Here is a 15,013-nt window from a genome sequence, read left to right as displayed (position 1 = left end):
GTTCGATGCTTCAGGGACGATGGGCGATCAGCGCGATCACTTCGAAGTGCGGCGGGCGCTTCTCGCGGGTCACGGTTTCCAGGCTGGACACTTCCAGCCCGCTCTTCTCGACGAACTTGCGCAGTTCCTTGCCGGTGAAGCCCAGGTTGACGTGGCCGTAGGCCTCGACCGCCACCTTGTGCTCATGCCGGGCCAGGCTGCACAGCATCAGCCGGCCGCCGGGCCGCAGTACCCGGGCGCACTCGGCCACGGCCTTGGCCGGGTGGCTGGAGTAGGTCAGGGCGTGCATCAGCACTACCAGGTCGAAGCTGCCATCGGCGAAGGGCAGCTTGTGCATGTCGCCTTCCAGCACCTCCACGTTGGGCAGCTTGCGCAGGCGTTCGCTGGCGGCGGCCACCACGCGGGCGCTGGTGTCGATGCAGACGTAGCGCTGTGCATGCGGGGCCAGCAGTTCGGCCAGCACGCCATCACCGGAGGCGATGTCGAGCACGTCGCCGGTTTCCAGCAGCGGCAGCGCGCTGCGCGCCATCGCCTCCCAGGTGCGGCCCGGGGAGTAGTGGCGCTCCATGTCGCCGGCCACGCTGTCGGCCCAGTTCTGGTCGGCGGCGCGCATCGCCAGCACCGCCGGCACGCGCTCGGCGTCCTGGCGCAGCAGCGGGTCGTCGCTGCCGGTGCTCAGGGCATGCCACAATGCGCGCTGGGCCGGGTCCAGCGAGGCCTCGTCGAAGCGGTAGTACGCGGACACGCCGGCACGGCGGTCGCGGACCAGCCCGGCTTCCTTCAGGCGCGCCAGGTGGGTGGACACGCGCGGCTGGGCCAGCGTGGTGATGGCCGACAACTCGGCCACGGTGAGTTCTTCCTGTTCAAGCAGCGTCAGCAGGCGTACCCGCGTTGCATCGGCAAACACTTTCAGACGGGTTGACCAGTCTTCCAGATCCATAAATATCTACCTATCGCGATATAGAGATATTTTCGCGCTGCCGCCACGCCGGGTCAAGGCGAGGCATAGGCTGAACCCGGTCGCGATGGTTACAATCGCAACTTGATTCAGCCCTGGGAGGGGTGTTGTGGACTTCAGTTTTTCCGACGAGCAGCTGATGCTGCAGGACGTCGCCCGTCGTATCGCCAAGGAAAAGATCGCCCCGAGCGCCGAGCACTTCGACGCCACCGGTGAGTACCCGCTGGACAACATCCGCCTGCTGGGCGAGAACGGCCTGATGGGCATCGAGGTGCCGGTCGAGTACGGCGGCTCGGGCATGGACCCGGTTTCCAGCGTGCTGGCCATCGTCGAGGTCTCCGCCGCCGACGCGGCGCACGCGACCATCATGTCGGTCAACAATTCGCTGTTCTGCAATGCGCTGCTGAGCTACGGCAGCGAGGCACAGAAGCAGACCTACGTGCGCGCCATTGCCGAGGGCAGCGCGATCGGCGCGTTCGCGCTGACCGAGTCGCAGTCCGGCTCCGATGCCACGGCGATGCGCTGCCGCGCGGTCAAGCAGGCCGACGGTTCGTTCCTGGTCAACGGCCAGAAGAGCTGGATCACCTCCGGCCCGGTGGCGCGCTACATCGTGCTGTTCGCGATGACCGACCCGGAGAAGGGCGCGCGCGGCATCACCGCCTTCATGATCGACACCACCAAGCCGGGCTTTGGCCGCGGCAAGACCGAGCCCAAGCTGGGCGTGCGTGCGTCGGCGACCTGCGAGATCGAGTTCCAGGACTACGTGGCCAGTGCCGAGGATGTGATCGGTGAGGAAGGGCAGGGCTTCAAGATCGCGATGAGCCTGCTGGATTCGGGCCGCATCGGCATCGCGTCGCAGGCGGTGGGCATCGCCCGCGCCGCTTACGAGGCTTCGGTGGACTACGTGAAGGAGCGCAAGTCGTTCGGCGCGCCGATCGGCACCTTCCAGATGATCCAGGCCAAGGTCGCTGACATGAAGTGCAAGCTGGATGCGGCGATGCTGCTGACCTTGCGCGCAGCCTGGCTGAAGTCGCAGGGCAGGAAGTTCTCCACCGAGGCGGCGGTCGCCAAGCTGACCGCGTCGGAGGCAGCGATGTGGATCGCCCACCAGGCGGTGCAGATCCATGGCGGCATGGGTTATTCGAAGGAAATGCCGCTGGAGCGTTACTTCCGCGATGCCAAGATCACCGAGATCTATGAAGGTACTTCGGAGATCCAGCGCATGGTGATTGCGCGCAACGAGACCGGATTGCGTTGAGTCGCAGCCAAGCGTGAACCAGAGATCCGATGCCGGGCAACCGGCATCGTTTTTTTTTGTGCGGAGTCTGGTGCGGCGCAGGCGAGGCAACCGCGTTGTAGGAGCGACCTCGGTCGCGAAGCTGATGTAGGCGGAAGCTGCGGAATTCGTCTGCAATTGCAATCAATGCCGCCGTTCTTCATCGACGGCTTCGCGACCGAGGTCGCTCCTACAGCGTGCCCCAAAAAAAGCCCCGGCATTGCCGGGGCTTTTTGTTTGCCGGTACAGCGGGAGGATCAGCGATCCACCTGCGCCGTGCGTACCTTGTGCTGCTCCAGGTACTCCTTCGACGGTTCGTCGAGCTTGTCGCCGAGCACGCGGCGTACGCACACGAAGAACAGCGGGATCAGCAACACGCCGATGAGGGTGGCGAACAGCATGCCACCGATCACGCCGGTACCCAGCGAGTGACGGGCGTTGGCGCCGGCACCGGTGGAGATCGCCATCGGCAGGACGCCCAGGATGAAGGCGAAGGAGGTCATCAGGATCGGGCGGAAGCGCAGGTGCGCCGCTTCGATCGTGGCCTCGCGCAGGGTCTTGCCCATGGCGCGCTGCTCGACCGCGAATTCCACGATCAGGATCGCGTTCTTCGCCGCCAGGCCGATCACCGTCACCATGCCGATCTTGAAGTACAGGTCGTTCGGCAGGCCGCGCATCAACGAGAACACCACCGCGCCGAGGATGCCGATCGGCACCACCAGCAGCACCGCGACCGGGATCGACCAGCTTTCATACAGCGCGGCCAGGCACAGGAACACCACCACGATGGACAGCACCATCAGCAGGGTGGCCGCGTTGCCCGCCAGGATTTCCTGGTAGGACATGCCGCTCCAGTCGAAGCCGAAGCCGGCCGGCAGGTCGTCCTGCACCAGCCGTTCCATCGTCGCCATGGCCTGGCCCGAACTGCCGCCCGGTGCCGGCGAACCGACGATGTTGACCGCCGAATAGCCGTTGTAGCGGTTCAGCGCGGGCGGGGCGTAGATCCACTCGGACTTGACCACCGCACTGAGCGGGATCATCGACGACTGCCCGTCGGCGTCCTTGCTCAGCGAGCTGGGCACGTAGTAGCTGCGCAGCGATTCCGGGCCGGTGCGGTAGGCCGCGTCGGCCTGCATGTTCACGCGCTTGATGCGGCCGGCGTAGAAGAAGTCGTTGACGTACACCGGCGCCAGCATCATCTGGATGGCGGTGTAGACGTCGTTGACCTTCACGCCCATGGTCTGCGCCTGCACGCGGTCCACGTGCAGCTGCAGCTGCGGCGAGTTCTCCAGCGTGTTGGGACGCACCGCGGTCAGCGACTTGTCCTGTGACGCGGCGCCGAGCAGGGTGTTGCGCGCATCCATCAGCGCATCCTGGCCGGCACCGGCACGGTCCTGCAGCCACATGTCGAAACCACCGAACTGGCCCAGGCCCTGCACGGTCGGCAGGTTGACGAAGAAGATCTGCGCGTCCTTGATGCCATACGCCTTCTGGTTCATCTTCTGGATGAACTCCGGCGCGGTCTCCTTGCGGGCGTCCCAGTCCTTCAGGCGGACGAAGGCCATGCCCACGTTCTCACCCGAACCGATGAAGCTGAAGCCGGTGATCTGCATCAGGCCTTCGAAGGCTTCTTCCTTCTCCAGCGTGCCCAGCAGCTGGTCGAACACGGCGCTGGTGCGGCTCTTGGTGGCACCCGGCGGCAGCTGCACGATGGCCAGTGCGTAGCCCTGGTCTTCCTCGGGCAGGAAGCTGCCCGGCAGGCGGGTGAACAGGAAGCCGCACAGCACCAGCAGCAGCGCGAACACCATCAGCCAGCGTGGGCTGTGTTTGATGACACCGCCGACGGTGCCGACGTAGCTCTTCTCCAGCTTGCCGTAGTACTTGTTGAAGGTGCGGTAGACCCAGTTCGGGTTGTCATTGTGGGTCGGCTTGAGGAAGGCCGCGCACAATGCCGGGGTGAAGGTCAGCGCCAGCAGCGCCGAGAACGCCATCGACATGGCGATGGTCAGGGCGAACTGCTTGTAGATCTCGCCGGAGGCACCCGGCTGCAGGGCGCTGGGGATGAACACCGCGGCCAGCACGACGGTGATGGCCACCACCGCGCCGGTGATCTGGCCCATCGCCTTCTGCGTGGCCGGCTTGGGGTCGAGCTTTTCCTCGCTCATGATGCGCTCGACGTTCTCGATCACCACGATCGCGTCGTCGACCACGATGCCGATCGCCAGCACCATCGCGAACAGGGTCAGCTGGTTGATCGTGAAGCCGATCGCCAGCATGCCCATGAACGTGCCGAGCAGCGCCACCGGGATGACCAGGGTGGGGATGATCGTGGCGCGGAAGTTCTGCAGGAAGATCAGCATCACCAGGAAGACCAGCACGATGGCTTCGATCAACGTGTGGATCACTTCCTTGATGGAGATGTTGACGAAGGTGGTGCTGTCATACGGGGTGAACCAGCTCACGCCCGGCGGGAAGCTCGGGGCCAGCTCGTCCATCTTGGAGCGCACCGCCTTGGACACGTCCAGGGCGTTGGCGCCGGGCAGCAGCTGGATGGCGAACACTGCCACCGGCTTGCCGTTGTAACGGGTGTCGAAGCCGTAGTTGCTGGCGCCGAAGGCGACGCGGGCGACGTCCTTCAGGCGCACCACGCTGCCGTCCGCGTTGGCGCGCAGGATGACGTTCTCGAAGTCTTCCGGGGTGCTGAAGCGGCCTTCGGCGACCACCGTGGCGGTGAAGGCCTGGTCGGACGGGGTCGGGTCGCCGCCCACCGAGCCGGCGGCGAACTGCAGGTTCTGGGTGCCGATGGCGTTGTACACGTCGCTGGCGGCCAGGTGGTAGCCCTGCAGCTTTTCCGGGTTCAGCCACACGCGCATGGCGTACTCGGAGCCGAACTGCTGGGTGCTGCCGACGCCCGGCACGCGCGATACCTGCTCCAGCACGCGTGCACCGACGATGTCGTTCAGGGCATCGCGGTCCACGCTGCCGTCATCGGAGCGCACGCCGATGGCCATCAGGAAGCCGGCGTTGGCCTTGGCCACCACCACGCCCTGCTGGGTCACTTCCGAGGGCAGGCGCGGGGTCGCCAGCGACACCTTGTTCTGCACCTGCACCTGGGCGATGTCCGGGTCGGTGCCGCTGTCGAAGGTCAGCGTGATGGTGGCGCGGCCGTTGGACGAGGACGACGAGCTGAAGTACATCAGGTTGTCGATGCCGGTCAGCTGCTGCTCGATCACCTGGGTGACCGATTTTTCCGTGGTGGACGCGCTGGCGCCCGGGTAGTTGGCGGTGACGGTGACCTGTGGCGGAGCCACGCTGGGATAGGACTCGATGCCCAGGTTGAGGATCGAGATCACACCACCCAGCGAGATCAGGATCGCCACCACCCAGGCAAAGACCGGATGTTCGATGAAAAATTTAGGCATGACGGAGTTCCGTTAGTCCTTCTTCGCCGGTGCCGGTGCCGGCGCCTGTGCGGGGGCACCCGGCTGGGCGGCGGCCTGCGGCTGCCACGGCTTGGTCGTGGCCGGGGCGCCTTCCTTGACCTTCTGCAGGCCCGAGACGATGACCTTGTCGCCGCCGGCCAGGCCGGAGGAGACCAGCCAGCTGCCCGACTGCTGGCCATCGAGCACCACGTCCTTGCGCACGACCTTGCCATCGGCGCCGACGACCATCACGTAGCCGCCGCGGGTGTCGCGCTGCACCGCCTGCTGCGGCAGCAGGAAGGCGTTGTTGCGCGCGCCCAGGTTGGCCTTGAAGCTGACGAACGAGCCCGGCAGCAGGATGCGGTCCGGGTTCGGCAGCACCGCGCGCAGCGACACCGCGCCGGTGGCCGGGTCGACCGTCGGCGAGGAGAAGTCCAGCGTGCCTTCGTGGGCGTAGGCACTGCCGTCGGGCAGGTTGACCTGCACGGTGGTCTTGCCGTCGCCGGCCAGTGCCAGCGCGCCCTTGTCCTGGGCGGCACGCAGGGCGCTCAGCTCATCGGCGGTCATCGAGAAGTTCACGTACAGCGGGTCGATCTGGTCGACCGTGGTCAGCAGGGTCACATCGCCCTGGCCCACCAGCGCACCTTCGGTCACCTGCGCCTTGCCGGCCAGGCCGGTGATCGGCGAGGTGACGCGGGCATAGCCCAGGTTGATGCGGGCATTGGCCACCGCGGCCTCGGCCTGCTGCACGGCGGCGGCGGCACTGCGCTCGGCGGCCACGGCGTTGTCCAGGTCCGACTGCGACACATACTTCTGTGGTGCCAGCGAGCGGGCGCGGGTGGCCGTGGCGCGGGCGTTGGCCAGGGTGGCCCGGGCCGAGGCAAGGGCGCCTTCGGCCTCGTTGAGGGCGGCACGCAGCTGGGCCGGGTCGATCAGGAACAGCTCTTGGCCTTCCTTGACGTTGCTGCCTTCCTCATAGACGCGTTTCTGCAGCACGCCGGCCACGCGCGCGCGCACGTCGGCCGAACGGTACGGGGACAGGCGGCCCACCAGCTCGCGCTGCAGCGGCAGGGTTTGCGGCTTGGCCTCGACCACGCCGACTTCCGGAGGCGGGGGAGCGGCCTGCTCCTGCGGCTTTTTGCAGGCCGCCAGCGAAATTGTCGCGGCGCAGGTAAGGGCGAGGAGACGGAGCGGGGCAGTCATCGGGGGAAAACTCCGGGGGTTCTTGATTTGTTGACGGAACCAGGAATGCCAGTCGGCGGTACCGGAAAGGCGCGCAGGAAGGCATCGATGGCGAATTCGGCCCAACGGCGGCGCTTTTCCGGCGTATCGCGATGGGGGGCGTGAAAGCGTTGGCGTTCGAAGTCCTGACCGGCAAGCATGCTGATCAGCAGTTCGGCCATGAACTGCGGATCGTCATGGATCAGGCGGCCTCTCGCCATCTCGGTTCGTAACCATTCAGTTATCTGACTGCGCACCGCGTCCGCGCTGAGGTTGTACAGGGTACGCGCCTCCTCGTGAAACTGGTTTGCACTGATGGCCAGCAACTGCGCGGTCTGGCGGATGCGGGGCTGGTTGCGGTGTTCCAGGTAGTGGATGGCGAATTCCACCAGGATCTGCCGCAGCGGCCGGCTGTCGCCCTTGATCAGCTGCGCGGTGGTGGTTGCCACGTGCTGCTGCATCACCAGCCGCAGCAGGTTGGTCTTGGAGCCGTAGCGGCTGTACAGGGTCTGCTTTGAACAGCCGACATGGGCGGCCACCGCATCCATGCTCAATTGCATGCCGTGGGTGGCCAGCAACTCGCCCACGGCAGCGAACACGGGCTGGTCCCGTGCCTGGGTGCGCGGCGGAGAGGAGGGCGGGGTGTTCACTTTCTGGACTATACCGTCCAGTACACAATTAGTACAGCGGCGCGAAACCCGACGGAATCGGCATGGCCGGAAATTGGTTGGGAAAGGCTTCAGGATGAAGAATATCCCTTGAAAACAGCGGTTTCGTTACATCTTCATTGCAATTCTGGCGTCGTGATTGCGGCCATGCAGCACAGCTATTTTTGTTGCCGGGGATACAATCGCCGCACCTTCAACGAGCCCTACCCGAAGCTCCGACATGAAATCGCAAAAGCCTGCTGCAAAGTCCGTCAAACCGAAGAGCACGCCCCTGGCCAAGCACGTCCCCGCTGACGCTGCGCTGTCGCTGGAGCCGGTCTTCGCTGCCCTGCGCAAGCGCTATCCCGCCGCGGCGCAGGCCCAGGCGGTCGCATTCGCCTCGGCCTTCTACAAGCGCATGGAAGGGGATGAGTTCAAGCTGCACTCGGCCGATGACTGGGCCGTGCTGGCCGCCGGCATGCTGGAGTTCGCACGTACCCGCAAGGCGGGCAAGGCCAACGTCCGCGTGTTCAACCCGACCCTGAAGGCCGATGGCTGGGAGTCGGCGCACACCGTGCTGCAGATCGTCAACGACGACATGCCGTTCCTGGTCGACACCGTGACCCTGGCGCTGGCCGAGCAGGGCATTGGCGTGCACGTGCTGGGCCATCCGGTGATCGCCATTTCCCGCGACAAGGCCGGCAAGCTTGCCGGCGTGGGTGAGGGCGCGCTGGAATCGGTGATGCTGCTGGAGATCGACCGCCAGCCGGCGGCCGAGCTGGACGCAGTGGCCAAGCGCGTGTCCGAGGCGCTGGACGACGTGCGCGCCATCGTCAAGGACTGGGAGCCGATGAAGGCCAAGGCGCAGGCGCTGGCCGATGACCTGGGCAAGCGTGCGCTGCCGGTCAGCAAGGCCTCGCGCGTGGAGGCGCAGGAGTTCCTGCGCTGGGCCGCGGACAACCATTTCACCTTTTTCGGCTACCGCGAGTACAAGGTCGAGAAGCAGGGCAAGGAGGAAGTGCTGGTCGCCCAGAACGGCACCGGCCTGGGCCTGATGCGCGGCAAGGACACCTCGCTGGCGCGCCCGGTCAAGGGCCTGGCCGCGCAGGGCCTGAACACCAGCGGCGGCTTGGACGACGCGCTGATCCTGACCAAGACCAATGCCCGCTCGCGCATCCACCGCGGCGGCTACATGGACTACATCGGCGTGCTGGAGTTCGACGCCAAGGGCAAGATCATCGGCGAGCAGCGCTTCCTGGGCCTGTTCACCTCCAGCGCCTACAACCGTCGCCCGTGGGAAATCCCGCTGGTGCGCCAGCGCTATGAAGGCGTGATGGCGCGCTCGGGCCTGAGCCTGTCCAGCCACAGCGGCAAGGCGCTGCGCCACATCCTGGAGTCGCTGCCGCGCGAGGAGCTGTTCCAGTCCAGCCAGGATGAGCTGTTCCGCACCGCCATCGGCGTGCTGGGCCTGCAGGAGCGCGTGCGCAGTCGCCTGTTCCTGCGCCGCGACAAGTTCAGCCGTTTCATTTCCGCGCTGGTGTTCCTGCCGCGCGAACGCTTCAACACCGACGTGCGCCTGCGCATCGAGAGCCTGCTCAAGGATGCGCTGCAGGGCGAGCACGTGGACTCCAGCGTGGTGCTGGGCGACTCGCCGCTGGCCCAGGTACACCTGATCGTGCGCCCGAAGGCCGGCCAGAGCCTGGAGCTGGATACCGAAGGCCTGGAAAAGCGCCTGGCCCACGTGCTGCGCAACTGGCAGGACGACCTGCGTGAAGCGCTGGTCGCAAGCCACGGTGAAACCGAAGGCCTGCGTATCGCCGCCCGCATCGGCAAGGCACTGCCGGCCGGCTACATCGAGGACTCCAGCGCCGAGATCGCCGCGGCCGACGTGGCCCAGCTGGACGCGCTGACCGGTCCGGAAGACCTGCGCCTGAGCCTGCAGTCGATCCGCCGCGACGACGTCGATGGCCTGCGCCTGAAGCTGTACCGCCAGCTCGACGACATCCCGCTGTCGGACGTGCTGCCGATGATGGAGAACATGGGCCTGCGCGTGGTCGCCGAGCGCCCATACCGGCTGATGGTCGATGACGCGCCGGTCTACGTGCAGGACTTCGAGGTCGAATCGACCGTGCCGGGCATCGATGCCGCCGCGGCCAATGCCGGTTTCAGCGATGCCTTCGCCCGCGTGTGGCGCGGCGACGCCGAGAACGACGGCTTCAACCGCCTGGTGCTGGCCGCCGGCCTGGACTGGCGCCAGGTCTCGATGCTGCGTGGCTACTGCAAGTACCTGCTGCAGATCGGCGTGCCGTTCTCGCAGTCCTACGTGGAAGGCACCTTCAGCCGCTACCCGCTGCTGGCGCGCCTGATCGTGGAGCTGTTTGAAGCCCGCTTCGACCCGGCCCCGGCCGTGGACGCCGCCGCGCTGGACGCCCAGCTGGCCCAGTTCAAGGCGCTGGCCGGTGGCGACGCGGCCACCCTCAAGCTGCTCGACGGCGTGGTCAAGGCGCGCAAGGGCAGCCGCGATGCACGCATGGCGCTGGTCCACGAGGTGCTGGTCAAGCTGCTCGACGGCGTCTCCAGCCTGGACGAGGACCGCATCCTGCGCAGCTTCATCGGCGTGATCGAAGCCACCCTGCGCACCAGCTACTACATGCCGCGCAAGGACGGCCTGCGTGCCGATGGCGGCCCGGCCGACTACATCAGCTTCAAGTTCGATGCCGCCAAGGTGCCGGACCTGCCCAAGCCGCGCCCGTACCGCGAGATCTTCGTGTGCGGCCCGCGCGTGGAAGGTACCCACCTGCGCTTCGGCCCGGTGGCCCGTGGCGGCCTGCGCTGGTCCGACCGCCGCGAGGACTTCCGCACCGAAGTGCTGGGCCTGGTCAAGGCACAGATGGTGAAGAACACCGTGATCGTGCCGGTCGGCTCGAAGGGTGGCTTCTTCGCCAAGCAATTGCCGGACCCGTCGGTGGACCGCGATGCGTGGTTCGCCGAGGGCGTGGCCTGCTACAAGCGCTTCATCAACGGCCTGCTGGACATCACCGACAACATCGTCAACAACAAGATCGTGCCGCCGGTGGGCGTGGTGCGCCATGACCAGGACGATCCGTACCTGGTGGTGGCCGCCGACAAGGGCACCGCGACCTTCTCCGACACCGCCAACGGCATCGCCCGCGCGCACGGCTTCTGGCTGGACGACGCGTTCGCTTCCGGTGGTTCGGTCGGCTACGACCACAAGGGCATGGGCATCACCGCGCGCGGTGCGTGGGAGTCGGTCAAGCGCCACTTCCGTGCACTGGGCCGCGACTGCCAGAAGCAGGACTTCACCGTGGTCGGCATCGGCGACATGTCCGGCGACGTGTTCGGCAACGGCATGCTGCTGTCCGAGCACATCCGCCTGGTCTGCGCGTTCGACCACCGCCACATCTTCCTGGACCCGAACCCGGTGGCCGCGAGCTCGTTCAAGGAACGTGCGCGCATGTTCACCGTGCCGCGCTCGAGCTGGGCGGACTACGACAGCAAGCTGATCAGCAAGGGCGGCGGCATCTACCCGCGTTCGCTCAAGTCGATCGAGATCACCCCGCAGGTGCGCGAGGCCCTGGGCATCGATGCCAGCATCAAGGCGATGACCCCGACCGACCTGATCAACGCCGCGCTGAAGGCGCCGGTGGACCTGCTGTGGAACGGCGGCATCGGCACCTACGTCAAGTCCTCCGCCGAGACCAACGCCGACGTGGGCGACCGCGCCAACAACGCGCTGCGCGTCAACGGTGGCGAGCTGCGCTGCAAGGTGGTGGGCGAGGGCGGCAACCTGGGCATGACCCAGCTGGGCCGCATCGAGGCCGCGCAGGTGGGCGTGCTGCTCAACACCGACTTCATCGACAACTCGGCCGGTGTGGACACCTCCGACCATGAAGTCAACATCAAGATCCTGCTCAACGACGTGGTGCGCGCCAAGAAGCTCACCGTCGACCAGCGCAACAAGCTGCTGGCGTCGATGACCGACGAGGTCGCCGAGCTGGTGCTGATGGACAACTACCGCCAGAACCAGGCGCTGAGCCTGATGGAGCGCATGAGCGCGACCCGCCTGGGGTCGAAGCAGCACTTCATCCGCACGCTGGAACAGCAGGGCCTGCTGGATCGCCAGATCGAGTTCCTGCCGTCCGACGCCGAGCTGTCGGCACGCAAGCTGCGTGGCCTGGGCCTGACTCGCCCGGAGCTGGCGGTGCTGCTGTCGTACTCCAAGATCGTCGCCTTCCAGCAGCTGCTGGAATCGGACATCCCGGAGGACCCGTACCTGTCCAAGGAGCTGCTGCGTTACTTCCCGCAGCCGCTGCAGAAGAAGTACGCCGATGCGATGGACCGCCACCGCCTGAAGCGCGAGATCATCGCCACGGCGGTGACCAACCAGACCATCAACCGCATGGGCGCCACCTTCCTGATGCGCATGCAGGAGGACACCGGCCGTACCGTGGCCGAGGTCGCCAAGGCCTACACCATCAGCCGCGAGACGCTGGATGCCCGTGCGCTGTGGACGCAGATCGACGCACTCGACGGCACCCTGCCGGAGGCCGTGCAGGTCGATGCGCTGGAAGTGATCTGGAAGCTGCAGCGTTCGTTCGTGCGTTGGCTGCTGAACCGTCCGGGTGCGATGCCGGGCATCACCGCTGCGGTCGATCGCTACCAGGGGCCGTTCAACGACATCCGCGTCGCCTCGGGCGTGCTGCCGGATTCGCAGCGCCCGGCCTACGAGGCCAGCGTCAAGCAGTGGAAGGAGAAGGGTCTGCCGGCGGCACTGGCACAGCAGCTGTCCGAACTGCACTTCCTGGAGCCGGCGTTCGACATCATCGAGCTGGCGCGTACCCGCAAGCTCAAGCCGGTGGACGTGTCCAAGGTCCACTTCCGCCTGGGCGAAGCCCTGCAGATGCCGTGGCTGTTCGAGCAGATCGACGCGCTGGAGGTCAATGGTCGCTGGCATGCGGTGGCCCGTGGCGTGCTGCGCGACGAACTGGCCGCGCACCAGCGCAACCTGACCGGCCAGGTGCTGTCGATGAAGGGCGCCTCGGCCGAGGCCAAGGTGGCGGCCTGGTTGAACCGGGACGACAGCAGCCTGCGCTTCACGCTGTCGATGCTGGCCGAGTTGGCCGAGCAGAAGACGCTGGACTACCCGACCGTGTCGGTGGCGGTGCAGCGCCTGGGCCAGCTGGCCGCGCACGGCGTCTGAAGCTGATGGTTTGAAGGCCGGGCCCGCGTGAGCGGGCCCGGCTTTTTTGTTTCCGGTGTTTTTGTTTTTCCCTCCCCCCTCCCGCGGGCGGGAGAGGGGCTTGAAGCAGTCTTGGCGGACTGGAGCCTCTCCCGCTCGCGGGAGAGGGGTGAGGGCAAGAGGCAGCAACAGGAAACCCCACGCATGAAAGCAATGCTGTCGCTTCAGCCTCAGCGGGTTATCCTCGCCCCCTGAGCCGAACCCGAAGACGCCCGTGTCCCCCCGAATTGCTTTCCTGGCCAGTTCCGTCGACGCCGCGCAGCAGGCCCGCGCCACGCTGGCGGCCCGCTATGGCGACCATGATCCGGAAAATGCCGACGTGATCTGCCCGTTGGGCGGCGACGGCTTCATGCTCCAGACCCTGCACCGGCACGGCAACAAGGGCAAGCCGGTGTTCGGGATGAAGCTCGGCACGGTGGGTTTCCTGATGAACCACCACCGCGACGAAGACCTGGTCGAACGCCTGGCCCAGGCCGAGCCGGCGCACCTGCGCCCGCTGGAGATGATCGCGCTGACCGAATCCGGTACCAGCACCGGTTCGCTGGCCTACAACGACGTCTCGATGCTGCGGCAGACCCGCCAGGCCGCGCACATCGGCATCGATCTCAATGGCCAGCAGCGGGTGGAAGAGCTGATCTGCGACGGTGTGCTGGTCTCCACGCCCGCCGGCAGCACCGCCTACAACTATTCCGCGCATGGTCCGATCCTGCCGCTGGGCTCCAACACCATCGCTTTGACTCCGCTGGCCCCCTACCGGCCGCGCCGCTGGCGCGGGGCGATCCTCAAGGCCGACACTGAGGTGCGCTTCCGGGTGCTGGACCCCTACAAGCGCCCGGTCAGCGTCACCGCCGATTCGCACGAAACCCGCGACGTGGTGGAAGTCACCATCCGCGAATCGCGCGAGCGCCAGGTCACCTTGCTGTTCGACCCCGAGCACAACCTCGAAGAGCGCATCCTCAGCGAGCAGTTCATGTTCTGAGTGGGCGGCGTGACCGCCGTTGCACGGGGTTCCGGGTAGACTGGGCCCCGCTCTTCGATATCACTGGGTTCCTCGTTCATGGGTGACAACACTCCCCGGCTCCTCACCGTCGCGGTGACTTCGCGCGCCTTGTTCGACCTCGAGGAAGGGCATGCGTTGTTCGAACGCGAAGGGGTGGAGGCCTACGCGGCCTACCAGCGCGAGCACGAGGACGACATCCTCAAGCCGGGCGTGGCTTTCCCGGTGGTACGCAAGCTGTTGGCCCTCAACGACGGTGCACCGGAAGACACCCCGCGGGTGGAGGTGATCCTGTTGTCGCGCAACTCCGCCGACACCGGCCTGCGCATCTTCAACTCGATCCAGCATTACGGGCTGGACATCGTGCGCGCCACCTTCACCGCCGGCGAGCCCACCTGGCCGTACGTGAAGCCGTTCGGCACCGATCTGTTCCTGTCGGCCAACCCCGAATCGGTGCGGCGTGCATTGGTGCATGGCATCGCCGCGGCGACGATCCTGCCGCAGAGCGCCGCCGACGTGCTCGCCGCCACCGCCGCGGCAACCGATACCGGGCGTCCGAGCACCCAGCTGCGCATCGCCTTCGATGGTGACGCGGTGATCTTCAGCGACGAGAGCGAACGCATTTCGCGCGAGCAGGGCGTCGAGGCATTTGGCCGGCACGAACGCGAACGCGCGCACGAGCCGCTCAGTGGCGGCCCGTTCCGCAACTTCCTTTCCGCCCTGCATGCGCTGCAGGCGGCCTTTCCGCCTGGCGAGGCAGCGCCCATCCGCACTGCGCTGGTCACCGCGCGCTCGGCGCCGGCGCATGAGCGCGTGATCCGCACCCTGCGCGAATGGGGGGTGCGCCTGGATGAAGCCCTGTTCCTGGGCGGCCGCCACAAGGGGCCATTCCTGGAAGCCTTCGGCGCGGACATCTTCTTCGACGATTCGCAGCACAACATCGACAGCGCACGCCAGCATGTGACCGCCGGCCACGTGCCGCATGGCGTCGCCAACCCCGATTGATCCGCGGCAGGAGCAACTTCGGTCGCGAGGCCAACACTCCTCGCCGAGCATCGCTCGGCGCTGCCGTGGTCGGTTTGCAAACCGCCATGCAACGCATGTTAGGATGAAACCGCTTTCGCGGGCCTCGTCTTGACCCAGCGACAATCCTGTCGCGTCCTTTTCCATCTGCACGCAAGCGGCAGATCACCCGCCCGCACAGCACCCACCCGGTGATGAAGGGGCGGGGC

At 66.6% G+C, this 15,013-nt stretch carries 8 protein-coding genes; 4 read left to right on the top strand and 4 right to left on the bottom strand.

What is annotated here, in order from left to right; genetic code table 11:
* Window positions 1-10 precede the first annotated feature (10 nt).
* Entirely contained in the window at window positions 11-940 is a 930-nt protein-coding gene (locus ATCM_RS09395) for an ArsR family transcriptional regulator (protein ID WP_132864275.1), read from the bottom strand.
* 127 nt (window positions 941-1,067) lie between these two features.
* Here ATCM_RS09395 and ATCM_RS09390 point away from each other — a divergent pair, with 127 nt between their 5' ends.
* Window positions 1,068-2,216 (top strand): acyl-CoA dehydrogenase family protein, encoded by a 1,149-nt coding sequence (locus ATCM_RS09390; protein WP_132864274.1) that lies wholly within the window; start codon window positions 1,068-1,070, stop codon window positions 2,214-2,216.
* A gap of 275 nt (window positions 2,217-2,491) precedes the next feature.
* Here ATCM_RS09390 and ATCM_RS09385 read toward each other — a convergent pair whose 3' ends face one another.
* From ATCM_RS09385 to ATCM_RS09375, 3 genes are read right to left on the bottom strand one after another with little or no spacing between them, the layout of a single operon-like run.
* Complete coding sequence (locus tag ATCM_RS09385; protein ID WP_132864273.1) at window positions 2,492-5,656, bottom strand: efflux RND transporter permease subunit; 3,165 nt, start codon at window positions 5,654-5,656, stop codon at window positions 2,492-2,494.
* Between the two features lie 12 nt (window positions 5,657-5,668).
* Window positions 5,669-6,859: an efflux RND transporter periplasmic adaptor subunit gene (locus ATCM_RS09380; RefSeq protein WP_132864272.1), complete on the bottom strand. Its 1,191-nt coding sequence runs from the start codon at window positions 6,857-6,859 to the stop codon at window positions 5,669-5,671.
* Window positions 6,856-7,527, bottom strand: coding sequence for a TetR/AcrR family transcriptional regulator (locus ATCM_RS09375; protein ID WP_132864271.1), 672 nt, complete (start codon window positions 7,525-7,527; stop codon window positions 6,856-6,858). Before ATCM_RS09375 ends, ATCM_RS09380 begins: the two co-directional genes overlap by 4 nt.
* Before the next feature lie 238 nt (window positions 7,528-7,765).
* On the opposite strand from ATCM_RS09375, the gene ATCM_RS09370 reads away from it, so the two are divergent.
* From ATCM_RS09370 to ATCM_RS09360, 3 genes are all read left to right on the top strand, one after another.
* Complete coding sequence (locus ATCM_RS09370) at window positions 7,766-12,745, top strand: NAD-glutamate dehydrogenase domain-containing protein (protein ID WP_132864270.1); 4,980 nt, start codon at window positions 7,766-7,768, stop codon at window positions 12,743-12,745.
* A gap of 253 nt (window positions 12,746-12,998) precedes the next feature.
* Window positions 12,999-13,763, top strand: coding sequence for an NAD kinase (locus tag ATCM_RS09365; RefSeq protein ID WP_132864269.1), 765 nt, complete (start codon window positions 12,999-13,001; stop codon window positions 13,761-13,763).
* A gap of 78 nt (window positions 13,764-13,841) precedes the next feature.
* Complete coding sequence (locus ATCM_RS09360; protein ID WP_132864268.1) at window positions 13,842-14,786, top strand: 5'-nucleotidase; 945 nt, start codon at window positions 13,842-13,844, stop codon at window positions 14,784-14,786.
* Window positions 14,787-15,013 lie beyond the last annotated feature (227 nt).

Source organism: Stenotrophomonas sp. ATCM1_4 (assembly GCF_004348115.1).
Taxonomy (GTDB): Bacteria; Pseudomonadota; Gammaproteobacteria; order Xanthomonadales; family Xanthomonadaceae; genus Stenotrophomonas; species Stenotrophomonas capsici.
Note: the sequence above shows the minus strand (reverse complement) of the source record. Positions and strands in the feature narration are given on the sequence as shown.

What these genes read in the sequence shown, in the direction of transcription:
- ATCM_RS09380 (WP_132864272.1), bottom strand. Translation starts at nt 6,859, where the DNA reads ATGACTGCCCCGCTCCGTCTCCTCGCCCTTACCTGCGCCGCGACAATT.
- ATCM_RS09370 (WP_132864270.1), top strand. Translation starts at nt 7,766, where the DNA reads ATGAAATCGCAAAAGCCTGCTGCAAAGTCCGTCAAACCGAAGAGCACG.
- ATCM_RS09360 (WP_132864268.1), top strand. Translation starts at nt 13,842, where the DNA reads ATGGGTGACAACACTCCCCGGCTCCTCACCGTCGCGGTGACTTCGCGC.
- ATCM_RS09395 (WP_132864275.1), bottom strand. Translation starts at nt 940, where the DNA reads ATGGATCTGGAAGACTGGTCAACCCGTCTGAAAGTGTTTGCCGATGCA.
- ATCM_RS09385 (WP_132864273.1), bottom strand. Translation starts at nt 5,656, where the DNA reads ATGCCTAAATTTTTCATCGAACATCCGGTCTTTGCCTGGGTGGTGGCG.